The sequence below is a fragment of the Maritimibacter dapengensis genome (assembly GCF_019218265.1).
Taxonomy (GTDB): domain Bacteria; phylum Pseudomonadota; class Alphaproteobacteria; order Rhodobacterales; family Rhodobacteraceae; genus Maritimibacter; species Maritimibacter dapengensis.
The window spans coordinates 894772-908051 of sequence record NZ_JAHUZE010000001.1; the positions used below are offsets into that span (position 1 = coordinate 894772).

General features: G+C 63.2%; 16 protein-coding genes and 1 tRNA gene. 6 read left to right on the forward strand and 11 right to left on the reverse strand.

Annotated features, from left to right (window positions below):
• Positions 1 to 3: 3 nt before the first annotated feature.
• Positions 4 to 393 carry a DUF2147 domain-containing protein gene (locus KJP28_RS04480; RefSeq protein WP_218391018.1) on the reverse strand — a complete coding sequence of 130 codons (390 nt, stop codon included), beginning with the start codon at positions 391 to 393 and terminating at the stop codon, positions 4 to 6.
• Between the two features lie 87 nt (positions 394 to 480).
• A complete protein-coding gene (locus KJP28_RS04485) occupies positions 481 to 864 on the reverse strand; it encodes a DUF2147 domain-containing protein (protein WP_218391019.1) in 384 nt (127 codons plus the stop codon).
• 144 nt (positions 865 to 1008) lie between these two features.
• On the opposite strand from KJP28_RS04485, the gene hisA reads away from it, so the two are divergent.
• The 3 genes from hisA to KJP28_RS04500 are packed head-to-tail and all read left to right on the forward strand — an operon-like array spanning position 1009 to position 2421.
• Entirely contained in the window at positions 1009 to 1731 is a 723-nt protein-coding gene (hisA, locus tag KJP28_RS04490; protein ID WP_218391020.1) for a 1-(5-phosphoribosyl)-5-[(5-phosphoribosylamino)methylideneamino]imidazole-4-carboxamide isomerase, read from the forward strand.
• A 4-nt stretch (positions 1732 to 1735) separates the two neighbouring features.
• Positions 1736 to 2032 (forward strand): hypothetical protein, encoded by a 297-nt coding sequence (locus tag KJP28_RS04495; RefSeq protein ID WP_218391021.1) that lies wholly within the window; start codon positions 1736 to 1738, stop codon positions 2030 to 2032.
• The gene (locus tag KJP28_RS04500; RefSeq protein ID WP_218391022.1) at positions 2029 to 2421 is read left to right on the forward strand and encodes a cupin domain-containing protein; all 393 of its coding nucleotides are present in this window, start codon (positions 2029 to 2031) and stop codon (positions 2419 to 2421) included. The genes KJP28_RS04495 and KJP28_RS04500 overlap by 4 nt, the downstream gene beginning before the upstream one ends.
• A 2-nt stretch (positions 2422 to 2423) precedes the next feature.
• On the opposite strand, the gene KJP28_RS04505 is transcribed toward KJP28_RS04500, so the two are convergent.
• Positions 2424 to 3173: an SDR family NAD(P)-dependent oxidoreductase gene (locus KJP28_RS04505; protein WP_218391023.1), complete on the reverse strand. Its 750-nt coding sequence runs from the start codon at positions 3171 to 3173 to the stop codon at positions 2424 to 2426.
• Positions 3174 to 3285: 112 nt separating this feature from the next.
• Here KJP28_RS04505 and hisF point away from each other — a divergent pair, with 112 nt between their 5' ends.
• Positions 3286 to 4047, forward strand: coding sequence for an imidazole glycerol phosphate synthase subunit HisF (gene hisF / locus KJP28_RS04510; protein WP_218391024.1), 762 nt, complete (start codon positions 3286 to 3288; stop codon positions 4045 to 4047).
• Complete coding sequence (locus KJP28_RS04515; protein WP_218391025.1) at positions 4044 to 4352, forward strand: phosphoribosyl-ATP diphosphatase; 309 nt, start codon at positions 4044 to 4046, stop codon at positions 4350 to 4352. Before hisF ends, KJP28_RS04515 begins: the two co-directional genes overlap by 4 nt.
• Here KJP28_RS04515 and KJP28_RS04520 read toward each other — a convergent pair.
• The 3 genes from KJP28_RS04520 to rlmB all read right to left on the reverse strand — a co-directional run bounded on the left by KJP28_RS04520 (position 4349) and on the right by rlmB (position 6605).
• Entirely contained in the window at positions 4349 to 5137 is a 789-nt protein-coding gene (locus KJP28_RS04520) for a class I SAM-dependent methyltransferase (protein WP_218391026.1), read from the reverse strand. The genes KJP28_RS04515 and KJP28_RS04520 overlap by 4 nt on opposite strands.
• Positions 5137 to 5568, reverse strand: coding sequence for a CoA-binding protein (locus KJP28_RS04525; protein ID WP_218391027.1), 432 nt, complete (start codon positions 5566 to 5568; stop codon positions 5137 to 5139). Before KJP28_RS04525 ends, KJP28_RS04520 begins: the two co-directional genes overlap by 1 nt.
• Before the next feature lie 242 nt (positions 5569 to 5810).
• Entirely contained in the window at positions 5811 to 6605 is a 795-nt protein-coding gene (rlmB, locus tag KJP28_RS04530; protein ID WP_218391028.1) for a 23S rRNA (guanosine(2251)-2'-O)-methyltransferase RlmB, read from the reverse strand.
• A 119-nt stretch (positions 6606 to 6724) separates the two neighbouring features.
• Between rlmB and KJP28_RS04535 the strand changes: the two genes are divergently transcribed.
• A tRNA-Tyr gene (locus KJP28_RS04535) sits at positions 6725 to 6808 on the forward strand.
• A gap of 42 nt (positions 6809 to 6850) precedes the next feature.
• Here the strand turns inward: KJP28_RS04535 and urtE are convergent.
• The 5 genes from urtE to urtA all read right to left on the reverse strand — a co-directional run bounded on the left by urtE (position 6851) and on the right by urtA (position 12979).
• Positions 6851 to 7546, reverse strand: coding sequence for an urea ABC transporter ATP-binding subunit UrtE (gene urtE / locus KJP28_RS04540; RefSeq protein WP_218391029.1), 696 nt, complete (start codon positions 7544 to 7546; stop codon positions 6851 to 6853).
• 42 nt (positions 7547 to 7588) lie between these two features.
• Positions 7589 to 8329, reverse strand: a complete 741-nt coding sequence (gene urtD, locus KJP28_RS04545) for an urea ABC transporter ATP-binding protein UrtD (protein ID WP_218391030.1) — start codon at positions 8327 to 8329, stop codon at positions 7589 to 7591.
• Positions 8326 to 9558 carry an urea ABC transporter permease subunit UrtC gene (gene urtC, locus KJP28_RS04550; protein WP_218391031.1) on the reverse strand — a complete coding sequence of 411 codons (1233 nt, stop codon included), beginning with the start codon at positions 9556 to 9558 and terminating at the stop codon, positions 8326 to 8328. The genes urtD and urtC overlap by 4 nt, the downstream gene beginning before the upstream one ends.
• A gap of 100 nt (positions 9559 to 9658) precedes the next feature.
• A complete protein-coding gene (urtB, locus tag KJP28_RS04555; protein ID WP_418887911.1) occupies positions 9659 to 11632 on the reverse strand; it encodes an urea ABC transporter permease subunit UrtB in 1974 nt (657 codons plus the stop codon).
• A 63-nt stretch (positions 11633 to 11695) separates the two neighbouring features.
• Complete coding sequence (gene urtA / locus KJP28_RS04560) at positions 11696 to 12979, reverse strand: urea ABC transporter substrate-binding protein (protein ID WP_218391032.1); 1284 nt, start codon at positions 12977 to 12979, stop codon at positions 11696 to 11698.
• Positions 12980 to 13280 lie beyond the last annotated feature (301 nt).

The window sequence follows — 13280 nt, forward strand, 5'->3', positions numbered from 1 at the left end:
GGTTTACTGGAGCTTCTTCCAGTTCTGGTTGGCGCAGATCAAGCCGCCTGCGACGCAGCCTTTGAGTGAGAGCTGGGTGCCGCTGATCTGCATCTTGCCGATATAGATCTTATTGTTGGACGGCCGCAGCACTTCGCCTTCGTAATTGCCGCCGCCGGTCGGGGTCATGCCGCGCACGATCTGAAGGCCCTTGTTGGGGGAATCGTATTCGGTGCCGTCGGCTTTGAAGGTGCGCGTGATGGTCCCGCAGATGTCAGAGCCGCAGGACGACATCTGCACCAAGGCGAAGGAGCCGTCGTCAACCTCGGTTTGCCAGACACCGAGCGCAGGGTCCTGAGCGAAGGCAGCCGACCCGAGAAGGGACATCGCGGCCGCGAGAAAAATGCGTTTCATTGGGGATCCTCCATCCGTTTCGCTGGCAGCTTCTCGGAGTTTCCCGGACAATTCAATATTAACGTGGCGCGAGCATTAACGGCGGCGTCACTGCACCTTTTGCCAGGTCTCGTTTCGGCAAAGCGGACCGATGCAGGCAGAGACCTGCATGGAGGCGCCTTGCACCTGAAGTTTCAGCGGTGCGGATTGACCGGTATCGGGGCGGCGGATGCGCCCGCCTTCGTAGCTGCCGCCACCGGCGGGTTCCATGTTGACGACGATGGTCTTGCCGAGCGAACCGCCCTGGATTTCGCCGTCAGGCCCGAACGTCTTCGTGACCACGCCGCAGATCTTGCCTTGGCAGGGGCCGAAGCGCACGTGGGCATAATCGCCGCTGTATGTCGCGGTTTGCCATGTGCCGGTAAGTTGGGTTTCTGCAAGCGCCGGTGTGCCGGCGAGGGTAAGTGCGGTTACGAGCATAAGTCTTTTCATCAGGTCCTATCCCACTTTTCACGAACTACGTTTCAAATCCTCTCTTAGATTACGAACGGATGATGTTTGGGCAATGTTCCAGTTGCCTTGTCGCGCCGGAAATTGCGGACTAAACCGCGCGCAGAGCCAAAATCGGAGCAGAAAATGATCCTATACCCCGCGATCGACCTGAAAGACGGCCAATGCGTGCGATTGCTGCGCGGCGAGATGGAGGCGGCGACCGTGTTCAACGACGATCCGGCCGCGCAGGCGAAGGCGTTTCAGGATGCTGGCTGCGAATGGATCCACCTTGTCGATCTGAACGGAGCCTTCGCGGGTGAACCCGTCAATGCGGCGGCGGTCGAGGCGATCTTGGCGGCCATCGACGTGCCCGCGCAACTGGGTGGCGGAATTCGCGACATGGTGACAATCGACGCCTGGATCGAAAAGGGTCTCTCGCGCGTGATCCTGGGCACGGTCGCGGTCGAGAACCCCGATCTCGTGCGCGAAGCGGCGAAGGCGCATCCCGGCAAGGTCGCGGTCGGGATCGACGCGCGCAACGGCATGGTCGCGACCAAGGGCTGGGCCGAGGAGACCGATGTCGAGGTCACGGACCTTGCGCGGAGCTTCGAGGACGCAGGTGTTGCTGCGATCATCTATACCGACATCAATCGCGACGGGGCGATGCAGGGACCGAACGTCGAGGCGACGGCGGCGTTGGCCAATGCCGTGTCGATCCCGGTTATCGCGTCGGGGGGCGTGTCGTCGCTTGACGATCTGCGGGCGCTCAAGTCCTGCGGTGCCGATCTGAACGGTGCGATTTCGGGGCGGGCGCTTTATGACGGGGCGATCGACCTCGGTGAGGCGCTGAAGGTGCTCAAGGGATAAGGCTGTGTGGCGATGGTTCGTCTATCCGGGACTGATCCTCGCAATTCTCATTTGCGCCGCGCCGATGGGGGCGGTGGCATGGTCGAGCTGGTTCGCCGAGGCGCATGGCTGCCGGCTCGATGAGTCGGGATATCACCCTTGCGTCGTCAATGGGACCGATTGGGGCGGCACGTTGGGGGCCTTGTTCATCTCCGGCTGGCTCATGCTTGTCACGATACCGCTTGGCGGCATCTTGACCGTCGTGCTGATCGTGGTTTTCCTGATCGACATGATCCGTCGACCAAAGAGGGCAGCCCAGTGACCACCAAAGCCAGCCGCGTGCCGCCGCGAAAGCCGGTCCTGATCCGGGCTGCGGACGGCGCGCATCGTGAGGGGCCATGGAAAGGCAGCATCTCGTCCGACGCGCTGGGCAGCGAGATGTTCGTTCTGTTTCCACGGTTCGAGGACGTCGGCGCAGGGCCGGTCCTGCATGTACACCCCTATGACGAGGTGTTCATCATCCAGGAAGGCCGGGCGCGGTTCACCGTGGGCGAGGAGGTCTTTGTTGCGGAGACCGGTGATGTGGCGATGGCGCCTGCCAACACGCCGCACAAGTTCAAGAACGAGGGGCCGGGGGTGCTCAGAACCATCGACATTCATCTGAGCACCGAGTGGATACAGACAGATCTGCATGACCCCGACGCAGATTGACGTTACATGGACCCTGCGGTGACGTTGTAGGCCCCGGCCGTGCACATTGCGCTGTCGTCGGACGCGAGGAACAGGACCATCCGCGCCACCCAGACCGGGTCGATCATTTCAGGAATACACTGAGCCGCCTTGTGGCGGGCCTCGCCTTCGGGCGTGAGCCAGAGGTTTTTCTGCCGTTCCGTCATGATCCATCCGGGAACGACGGTGTTCACGCGGATGCGGTCTGGACCCAGGTCACGGGCCATTGTGCGGGTGAGCCCCTCGATCCCGGCCTTGGCGGTCGCGTAGGCGGGGAAATTGCCCACGCTTTCATGCCAGGAATTCGATCCCATGTTCACGATGCTTCCCCCGCCGGCCTCGGCCATGCCCGGTGCGACCGCCTGGATCGCGAAAAACGCGTGGCGCAGGTTCGTCTGTATCCGTTCGTCCCAGTAGTCCGGCGAAACGTCGCGCCAATCGTGCCGGTCGTCGCGCGCCGCGTTGTTGACAAGGACACGGGCGGCGCCGTTGGCTGCCTCGCAGGACGCGATGGCCGCGCGCAGGGCGGAAATGTCGGTGAGGTCGGCAAGAGCGAAATGCGCGCCCACGTCATCCGCAGGGGCGTGTCCAGCGTCTGCGTCACGGTCGATGAAACCGACGGCTGCGTCTTGTTCGGCGAAGGCGCGGACGATCTCTTCCCCAATCCCGGTCGCCCCGCCGGTGACGACGACGGCCCGGCCCGCGAGCGAGGGGTAGCGTGCAAATTCAGGCATGAGTATTCCTTTCTGCCCGGAACCTCGCCCGGACGCGTGGCGCTTTCAAGGGGCCACTGGCAATGCCGGGGTAAACCGTCTATTTCACCGATCAGACGCCAGCGGAGTGACCATGCTCAAGACCCGTATCATCCCCTGCCTCGACGTGGCCGATGGCCGCGTGGTCAAAGGCGTGAACTTCGTCGATCTGCGGGATGCCGGGGACCCTGTCGAGGCCGCGAAAGCCTATGACGCGGCGGGGGCGGACGAGCTTTGTTTTCTCGACATCCATGCGACACATGAAAACCGGGGGACGATGTTCGATCTGGTGCAGCGGACCGCCGAGCAATGCTTCATGCCGCTGACGGTTGGCGGCGGGGTGCGGACCCATGAAGACGTGCGCGCGCTGCTTCTGGCGGGGGCGGACAAGGTGAGCTTCAACTCGGCAGCCGTGGCGAACCCTGACGTGATCGCGCAAGCCGCCGAACGCTTCGGGTCGCAATGCATCGTTTGCGCCATCGACGCCAAGACCGTCGCAGGCGGCGGGTGGGAGATTTTCACCCACGGGGGCCGCAAGCCCACGGGCATCGACGCGGTGGAATTCGCCCGCACGGTCGTTGCCAAGGGGGCGGGAGAGATCTTGCTGACCTCGATGGACCGGGACGGAACGCGGGCGGGCTTCAACCTGCCGCTGACCCGCGCCATTTCCGATGCCGTGGACGTGCCGGTGATTGCCTCCGGTGGGGTCGGGACGCTCGACCACCTTGTCGAGGGCGTGACCGAGGGCGGGGCGTCTGCCGTGCTTGCCGCTTCGATCTTTCACTTCGGTGACTACACCATCCGCGAGGCCAAGGAGCACATGGCCGACGCGGGCATCCCCATGAGGCTGGAATGAACGCGCTGGACCGACTTGCCGAGACCATCGAGAAACGCCGGGGCGTGAACCCGCGCGACAGCTGGACCGCCGCGCTTCTGTCCAAGGGACCGGAAAAATGCGCCGAGAAATTCGGGGAGGAAGCCATCGAGGCGATCATCGAGGCTGTGAAGGGCGACCGGGAAAAGCTGACGGCCGAGGCGGCGGATGTGTTTTATCACATGCTGGTCATGCTTGCGGCGCGTGAGGTCTCGTTCGCGGATGTGCTGGCTGAACTGGAGCGGCGCGAAGGCACGTCCGGGATTGCCGAGAAAGCCTCGCGCTAGCCCGCGTCGAGTTTTCCCCACCAGCGCCGTCTGTCGCGCGACACGATCGGTATGTTCAGGCTTTCGAGCCGAGGGCCGGGTGCGCCGTCGGCCATGACGACCGCACGACGGGCGACGCGGCGGGCTTCGTCGAGAAGCGCTGGGTCCGGCACATCGTCGACCGCGAAGGCGCGGACGAGGTCGAGGCCATGCGCGCCTTTCTGCGGCCAGGCGAACATAGGATCGAAAGCGACCACGTCGAAGGCATTGTCGGGCAGGGCGGCGAGATAGGGGGCCGCAGGGGTTGCGATGATCTCGACCCGGCGCATCGCCGCTCGCAATTCGTCGGTGCCGTGCGCGTATTGTCTCATCCCTCGCGCGACGATGTCGGCCAGGATCGGCGCAGCTTCCAGTGCGACGACGCGGCCCGTTTCGCCGACCGCGTGGGAGGCGCTGATTGCGTCTGCGCCCATCCCGCATGTGCAGTCCAGCACATGATCGCCGGGGCAGATCCCGGCAACGGCAAGGTAATGGTCGCCTTGCGAACCGCGCCCTGCAATTCGGCGGGCGGCCATGTTCGGGTGGAACCCGAGCCGGGCTTCGGCGGTCACGAGGTGGATTGCATCGGTCCGCAGCACCAGCGCCGCAGAGCGACCCATCTCGCGCAGATGATGCGCGATAGAGCGTCCCAGTCGTTCGGTGAAAGGCAGGCCGTGGCGTGTGGCGAAAGCGCGAGCGTCGGCGTCCTCGGCGTCGGTCGGTTTCTTTCGCGTGGTGACGAACAGATCGCCGGGCGCGAGGCGCATCAGGCCGCGAGGCGCGGGATTTCGATGGCGGGGCAGCGGTTCATCACCACGTCCACGCCTTTCGCTTCGGCTTTCGCGGCAGCTTCTGCGTTCTCGATCCCGAGTTGCATCCAGATCGTTTTCAGGTCGGGCAGGGCGGCGAGCGCTTCGTCCACCACTGGTCCCACGTCTTCCGAACGGCGAAAGATGTCGACCATGTCTACCTTCACATCGGCTGGGATTTCCGAGAGGGAGGCGACGACGGTTTCGCCAAGTGCCTCTTGTCCCGCAAGACCGGGGTTCACGGGAATCACCCTGTAGCCTTTTGACGCAAGGAAATGGGCGACGCGGTGACTGGGGCGTTCGGGCTTGGCGGAGTAGCCCACAAGCGCGATCACCTTGGTGCGCGTGAGAATGTCCGAGATGTAGCTGTCGTTATATTCAGGTGCCATGTGAGGACCTTAGCGCATTGGGAGGGCTTGGAAAGGCGGCGTTTTGGCTCAGGGGCCAGTGGTTGCTTCAAAAAAAAGCGCCCGGAAGGGGACCCGGGCGCAGTTCGTGGAACGAGGGACAGTGAAGTGAGATTGCGGGCGTTCCACCACCCGGTCTCGCCATAGAAATATGTTGCACTCGGAGTCTTTAAAGAGGGAGTAAAGAATCTGTGACGCGAGCGGAGATGTCGGCGGAAACTGGCTTAGCGCCGTGCAGCGTAGAGCGACACCGCAGCGGCGTTGGATACGTTGAGAGAGCCGAAATCGGCCGCGAAGGGGATTTTCACAAGGCCATCGCAGGTATCACGTGTCTTTTGCCGCAGACCGGGACCTTCGGCACCGAGCACCAGCGCGACCGCGTGTCCTGAGAGCGGGGCGAGGGCGTCTTCCAGAGTCTGTTCGGCCTCGCCCGCCAACCCCAGAACGCTGAAGCCCATGTCCTTCAGCCGGATCATGGCATCGGCGAGATTGGTGACACGCAGGTAGGGTTGGCGTTCGAGGGCACCCGATGCGGTTTTTGCCAGTGCCCCGGTTTCCGGCGCGGAATGGTGCTTCGTGCCGATGACGGCTCGGGCGCCGAAGACTTCTGCAGATCTCAGGATGGCGCCTACATTGTGGGGGTCGGTCACCCGGTCGAGCAGCACGACGAGCGGCGGGGTGTCACCGTCGCCGAGGCAAACCTCTTCAAGCGGGCCCCAGTCGAGCGGCTTCACTTCGAGTGCTGCGCCTTGGTGCACGGAGCCGGGGTCGAGGGGGACGGGAAACTTGCGCGGATCGGCGATCTCGGGCTCCACGCCCGCCGCGGCGATGGCTTCGGAGAGCTTGTCGGCGGCGTTCTTTGTCACCACGAGCCGAAGCTTCTCGCGGGCCGGGTTCATCAGGGCATCGCGCACCGCGTGGAGGCCGAACAACCAAAGTGTTTCGGCGGCGGCCTTGCGCTTGGCCTGTTCTTTTTCCACGACCCATTTCGGTTTCTTCGACACGGTCTGCGCCCTCATTGCGGATAGGCGCGCACAATCGCTGCGGGGCGGCGAAATCGCAAGGGATTTTCGGCTTGACGGGTTCCCGTGCCGCTAGTAATCAGCCCCCCACGCAACGAGGGTTTGCCTTCGTGCGCGGGCGACGAGCTGCAAGGTGCGGCAGCGGACTGTAACTCCGCCGGGGAGACCCATGCCTGGTTCGATTCCAGGGTCGCCCACCATTTTCCCCTTCCGAGATAATGCGCGAAATCGGGTGGCCCCGGTCAGACGGAAACGCTTTCCAGAAGCACCTCGCGCGACAGGTCGTCTTTGGTGCCAGACATGGTGACCTCGCCGCGTCGCATGACGAAGAACCGGTCGGCGAGCGTGTAGGCGAAATCGAAGTATTGTTCGACGAGCACGATGGCCATCTTGCCTTCGTCGCGGAGCATTTTGATGACTTCGCCGATCTGCTGGATGATGTTCGGCTGGATGCCCTCGGTCGGCTCATCGAGGAGCAGGAGCTTGGGCCGGGTAATCAGCGCGCGGGCGATGGCGAGTTGTTGTTGCTGTCCGCCCGAAAGGTCGCCGCCACGTCGGTTCTGCATCTCTTTCAGCACCGGGAAAAGTTCGAACATCGCCTCGGGCACTTCGTGCTCGCCCTTGGACAAGCAGGCGAAGGCGGTTTCCATATTCTCGCGCACGGTCAGGAGCGGAAAAATCTCGCGGCCTTGCGGGACGAGCGCCATGCCTTTTTGCGCGAGCGCGTGGGCCGGAAGGACGCCGAGCGTCTCGCCGTCGAGTTCCACCTCGCCGCCCGAACGGGGATGGCGACCGCAGATCGCCCGGATGAGCGAGGTTTTTCCGACACCGTTCATGCCCATGACGCAGGTGATTTCGCCTGTCGACGCTTGAAGGTCGATGCCGTTGAGAATGCGGGAATGGCCGTAATGCAGCGTCAGATCGCGGGTTTTCAGCATCGGGTCTTGCCTCGTGGCGGAAAGGGCAGGTTGGGCGTCACGTCAGCGCCCCAGGTATACGTCGATCACCTGCTGGTTTGCGGTGACGTGGTCGAGGGAGCCTTCGGCGAGCACCGAGCCTTCGTGGAGCACGGTCACTTTGCAGTTCAGCCGGCGGACGAATTCCATGTCGTGTTCGACCACGACGACGGCGCGGGTCTTCGCGGCTTCGACGAGGATGTCGGTGGTGTGTTCGCGTTCCTCGGGTGTCATGCCGGCGGCCGGCTCGTCGACCAGAAGGAGCTTGGGTTCCTGTGCGAGCAACATGCCGATTTCGAGCCATTGCTTTTGTCCGTGGCTGAGTTCGCCGGACTTGCGCGAGAGCTCGTTCGCGAGCCCGATCTCGGCGGCCAATTCGCGCACACGGGTCATGTCGGCATCGGTCGGGCGCCAGAACAGCACCGAGAACGCGCCGCGCGCGTTCCTGAGCGCCATGAGGAGGTTTTCCTCGACGCTCTGATCCTCAAACACGGTGGGTTTTTGAAATTTGCGCCCGATCCCTTCCTGTGCGATGCGGGCTTCGTTCATGCCGACGAGGTTGCGGGACATGTCACCCCAGAGCACCTTGCCTTCGTCCGGTTTCGTCTTGCCGGTCACGATATCCATGAATGTCGTCTTGCCCGCCCCGTTCGGTCCGATGATGGCGCGCAGTTCAGCAGGGCCGATGTTGAAGCTCAGGTTGTTGATCGCGCGGAAGCCGTCGAAGGTGACGGAGATGCCATTGACCTCCAGAAGTTGGCTCATCGTTCGGCCTCCTCTTCCTGAAGCGACCCTTTGTCGGGGCCGAGGTCCGCGCCGTGGCGCTCCGGGTGGCGACGGCCCGTGATCAGGTCGAACAGCCCGCCCATACCCTGCGGCGCGAAAAGGGTGACGAGGACGAAGGAGAGGCCGAGAAGGATGGTCCACCAGTCCACCCACTGGATGCGGTAGAAGCCAAGGTCGATGTCTGGTGCTTGTCCGCCCGTGAAGAAGGTCGAGACGAGGCTCACGAAGACCGCACCGATGACGGCGCCATAAAGCCGGCCACGCCCGCCGATGGCGACCCAGACGGCGAGGTAAATCGACGCGATGGGGGCTATTTCGGCCGGGTTGATGATGCCCGCCTGCGGGTAATAGAGCGCGCCCGCGACGCCAGCGATCATGGCGGTGACGGTGAAGAGGAACAGCTTGTAGCCCTCGACCGAGTAGCCGAGGAACCGCACGCGTGCTTCGTTGTCGCGAATACCACGCAGGACGCTTCCGAACTTGCCCGACACGATCCATGCGGCAAAGACGTAGCCGAGCGCGAGCGCGAGGGCGGATCCCCAGAAGAACCACATGGAAACGAAATCCTGACTTATGTCATCGAGGCCGGGGAGGTTCTGAAGCCCGGACAGGCCGTTGTTGCCGCGCAGGCCCGAGTCGTTCTGGAAGAGGTAGAGCGAGAGTGCGAGCGTCATGGCTTGCGTGAGGATCGACAGGTAAACCCCTGTCACCCTAGAGCGAAATGCGAGCCAGCCGAAGATGAGGGCGAGCAGGCCGGGGACCGCGACGACGAGCACGAGTTGCAGGAACAGGCTATCGGCGAAGGCCCAGATCACGGGAAATTCCGCCGATCCGACGACCCCGAAAATCTGCGTTCCAATCCCGTCCACGATTTCCTGAGGCGTCGGCGGAATGGGCGCTTCGGCCATCGAGGCCGCAACGATTTCCTTGGTGCGCTCATACATGAGCCACATGCCGATCATGTAACCGCCCAGCCCGAAGAACGCGAAATGGCCGAGCGACAGGATGCCCGCATAGCCCCAAACGAGGTCCATCGCGACCGCGACGAGGGCGAGGCAGAGTGTCTTGCCGAGGGTCTTCACGAAGGAGGTTGAGACGAACCCTGCGCCGAACGCTTCGGAGCCGATGGTCACAACGATGGTGAAGAGCGCGAGCACGGCGAGGAAGACCATGATCGAGGGGTTTTTCATCAGGAAGCTACGCTGCATGACGGACCTCCCACTGACCTCGTCCACCCCGTCGGGATGTCTTCGTCTGATCGGAGTGATGAAAGCGCCACGTGCTTGAAGAGCGGTTCGTTCGCATGGCTCAGTCTCCCGCCGCGCGGCCCTTGAGGGCGATAATCCCTCGGGGGCGGAACTGGATGAAGATGATGATGAAGATGATCATGTAGGTCTGCGCCGCCAGCGTGTTAGACGGGTTGAACCACTCGATCCCCTTGTGAAGCGTGCCGATCAGCCCGGCGCCAAGCAGCGTGCCCCAGATGTTTCCGACCCCGCCCACGACAACGGTCATGAAGCTCTGCACGATATAGGCCTGACCGATCTCCGACGTGACCTGCGCATAAAGCCCGATGGCCACGCCCGCGATACCGGCGATGCCCGAACCCAGCCCGAAGGTGAGCATGTTCACCCGGCCCGGATTGATACCCATTGCGCCTGCCATGCCGGGGTTCTGCGTCACCGCGCGTGTTTCCAGCCCAAGGCGCGTGCGCTTCATGATGAACAGGAACACGCCGAGGAAGATGAGCGCGAGGACGAAGATCGCGATGCGGACGGTCGAGATCGACACGACGTCGTTCAGCACCACGGCCCCGCCGAGCCAGTCGGGTGAGGTCAGGGGGCGTGCCTGCGTGCCGAAGATGTTCTTGGCGAGCTGTTGCAGGGCGATGGAAATGCCGAAGGTGGCGAGCAGCGTTTCCAGAGGGCGGTTGTAGAGCCAGCGGATCACCAGTCGTTCCAGTGCCACACCAGCCGCGAAGGTCACGGCGAAGGCGAGGGGGATCGCGACGATGATGGACGTCGTGTGGTTGGGGATCACCTGTTGCACGACATAGCCGGTATAGGCACCCATCATGATGAATTCGCCATGCGCCATGTTGATGACCCCCATCACACCGAAGGTGATGGCGAGCCCGATGGCCGCGAGGAAATAGATCGAGGCGAGGCTGAGCGCGTCGAGGCCGAGGTCGAGCATCTGGTTGAAGCCGACATTGGTGTCGATGGCTGACAGCGCGTCTTCGGCGGCTGCGGTCACGGCTGCGGAGGGTTCGGCATAGATCGCGGCGAAGGTCGTGGCGTCGAGCGCGGCGTCGATATCTGCCTCGGTCGGTCGGGGCGGCACGGTGCCCGCTTCTGCGAGGGCCGCATAGGCGGCCTCGCGTCGGGCCGGGTCGGACAATTGCGCAACGGGAATACCGCCGACGCTGCCGCCGTCGATATTCGCCTGAAGCGCCGCGCGTATATCGTCGGGCGAGACGATCGCGGGACCATCCGTCATCGCGTAGGCGTCCATACGGGGCAGCTCGTCCGAGCCGGGGCGGAGCGTGTAGGCGACGTTCACGTCGTCCGGCACGCCGTCGGGGTAGGCCCGGATCGTTGTGGCAACGAGCGGGTTCAGCGTGGCGCGGACGTCGACGCCGAGATCGCCGGACATCTCTTCGATCGCCGCGATGCGAGCGGCCTCGTCCGGATCGTAGGCGATGGTCAGGAGCCGTTCCGTGCGGATCTTGCGCGCCCTGAGCGCGGGGTCGGTTTCCGGCTCGATGGACGCGCGGAGAGGGGCGAGCAGATCGGCGTTCGCGCGACGCTCGAGCGACGAAATCGCGTCTTCGCGTTTCTCGGGGTCCGGGTCGTTTAACTGGAAACTGACGAGTGCCGTGCCGATCAGTCCGCGGATACCGGAATTCGGCTTGATCTGTTCGAGATCGTCGTCGGGGGACTCGCCAACAACGTCCCCGCTGTCGAAATCGGTCAGGGTGAAGATGTCGTCGCCGGTCTCTTCGGCGGCGAAGAACAGCCCGTCGGAAGTGCGTTGATACATCTCGCGCGCAGCCCATGTTTCGAGAACGAAGGACGCGGCCTCAAGCTCCGAATTCGCCACCGCGTCGATCGCGGGGCCGATGGTCCGGCGAGAGCTTTCGACGATCAGTTCGGCGTTTTCCTGCAGCACCTGCTGCATGGGGCCGAGGTCGGTGTCAGGTGCCGGATCGGCGGTGTCCTGGGCGAGAAGCTGAGTGCCCAGGCATAAGGTTGCCAAGGCGATAATGAGCGCGCGTTTCACGTAAGTCCCCAATCCCGAAGGAAAAGTGGGCGACGAACATACGCCGTCGCCCACGTGGTCGTATCAGTAGTTGGATTTGAGCTGGACGCAGGTCTCGGTCTCGGTGTTGTACATGCCGCACTCGAGATCTTTCCAATCCGACTTCAGCACCGCCGATTCAGGCAGATAGTCGGTCCAGGCGTCGCCCGGCACTTCTTCGGTCTGGCTGATGATGTCGAACTGGCCATCCTCGAGAATCTCGCCGATCAGGACCGGTTTGGAGAGGTGGTGGTTCACGTTCATCACGGCCGTGCCGCCGGTGAGGTTCGGGAATTCCTGCCCGTACATCGCCATGCGCACGGCATCGACGTCGGTCGAACCGGCGGCTTCCGCCGCGTTCACCCACATGTTGAAGCCGATGTAGTGGGCTTCCATCGGGTCGTTCGTCACGCGGTCTTCGGAGCCGATGAATTCGTGCCAGTCGGCGATGAAGGTCTCGTTCTCGGCGGTGTCGGCGGACATGAAGTAGTTCCACGCGGCAAGGTGGCCGACGAGGTTCGAGGTGTCGAGGCCGGACAGTTCTTCTTCACCGACCGAGAAGGCCACCACAGGGATGTCTTCGGCTGAGATGCCGGCGGCCGCGAGTTCCTTGTAGAAGCCCACGTTGGCGTCGCCATTGATGGTCGAGATCACGCCGACCTTCTTGCCGTCCGCGCCGAGGGCCACGACGTCAGCGACGATCTTGGACCAGTCGGAGTGACCGAACGGGGTGTAGTTCACGAAGATGTCTTCTTCGGCGATGCCTTTGTCCTGAAGATAGCTTTCCAGGATGTTGTTCGTGGTGCGCGGATAGACGTAGTCGGTGCCGAGCAGGGCGAATTTTTCGACGCCGAGTTCTTCGAGGAAGTAGTCGGTGGCCGGGATCGCCTGCTGGTTCGGGGCGGCGCCGGTGTAGAACACGTTCTTGGACGATTCCTCGCCTTCGTACTGCACCGGGTAGAACAGAAGACCGTTGAGTTCTTCGATGACCGGCAGCACGGATTTACGCGAAACGCTCGTCCAGTTGCCAAAAATCACGTCGACTTCGTGCACCGTCAGAAGCTCACGGGCTTTTTCCGCGAACAGCGGCCAGTCGGACGCAGGGTCCACGACCACGGCTTCCAGATCGCAGCCGAGCACGCCGCCGGCTTCGTTTTGCTTGGCCACGAGCATTTCCATCGTGTCTTTCAGCGTGGTTTCGGAAATTGCCATGGTCCCGGACAGCGAGTGCAGCACGCCGACCTTGATCGGGCAGTCCTGGGCAAAGGCTGCGGAGCCGAGGGCAGCAGCAGCCACGGTTCCGGTAAGCGCGGTTTTAATGAAATTCATGTCTCTCTCCTGAGCGTGCGGCAAGACGTCGCCCGCCTTGCCCAGACGGGCAAGCCACGGCAGGATGTCTCCCGCAACTTTGTCGTTGCATTCCTGTGGCGGCCGGATTGATTGCGAACTCGTTTGGCCGTCACATCCCCCCCAGCCGTCCCGACGTGTCCCGTCCCTCTGGCGCGAGGTGACAGAAAATTCACCGCTGGGTTCATTCGGCGCAATCTGCCGGCGCGATATTCGGGAAGCCCGTAGGGCAGTGCCTATTCTTTAGGCGGTTTTCCGGCCTTTAGTTCAAATTCTGGACGCG

Bases quoted from the DNA above. Each gene is read 5' to 3' on its own strand.
- urtC (WP_218391031.1), bottom strand. From the start codon at position 9,558: ATGCAGCGTAGCTTCCTGATGAAAAACCCCTCGATCATGGTCTTCCTC.
- hisA (WP_218391020.1), top strand. From the start codon at position 1,009: ATGATCCTATACCCCGCGATCGACCTGAAAGACGGCCAATGCGTGCGA.
- urtD (WP_218391030.1), bottom strand. From the start codon at position 8,329: ATGAGCCAACTTCTGGAGGTCAATGGCATCTCCGTCACCTTCGACGGC.
- urtA (WP_218391032.1), bottom strand. From the start codon at position 12,979: ATGAATTTCATTAAAACCGCGCTTACCGGAACCGTGGCTGCTGCTGCC.
- urtE (WP_218391029.1), bottom strand. From the start codon at position 7,546: ATGCTGAAAACCCGCGATCTGACGCTGCATTACGGCCATTCCCGCATT.
- KJP28_RS04485 (WP_218391019.1), bottom strand. From the start codon at position 864: ATGAAAAGACTTATGCTCGTAACCGCACTTACCCTCGCCGGCACACCG.
- hisF (WP_218391024.1), top strand. From the start codon at position 3,286: ATGCTCAAGACCCGTATCATCCCCTGCCTCGACGTGGCCGATGGCCGC.
- KJP28_RS04505 (WP_218391023.1), bottom strand. From the start codon at position 3,173: ATGCCTGAATTTGCACGCTACCCCTCGCTCGCGGGCCGGGCCGTCGTC.
- KJP28_RS04480 (WP_218391018.1), bottom strand. From the start codon at position 393: ATGAAACGCATTTTTCTCGCGGCCGCGATGTCCCTTCTCGGGTCGGCT.
- KJP28_RS04520 (WP_218391026.1), bottom strand. From the start codon at position 5,137: ATGCGCCTCGCGCCCGGCGATCTGTTCGTCACCACGCGAAAGAAACCG.
- KJP28_RS04515 (WP_218391025.1), top strand. From the start codon at position 4,044: ATGAACGCGCTGGACCGACTTGCCGAGACCATCGAGAAACGCCGGGGC.
- rlmB (WP_218391028.1), bottom strand. From the start codon at position 6,605: ATGAGGGCGCAGACCGTGTCGAAGAAACCGAAATGGGTCGTGGAAAAA.
- KJP28_RS04525 (WP_218391027.1), bottom strand. From the start codon at position 5,568: ATGGCACCTGAATATAACGACAGCTACATCTCGGACATTCTCACGCGC.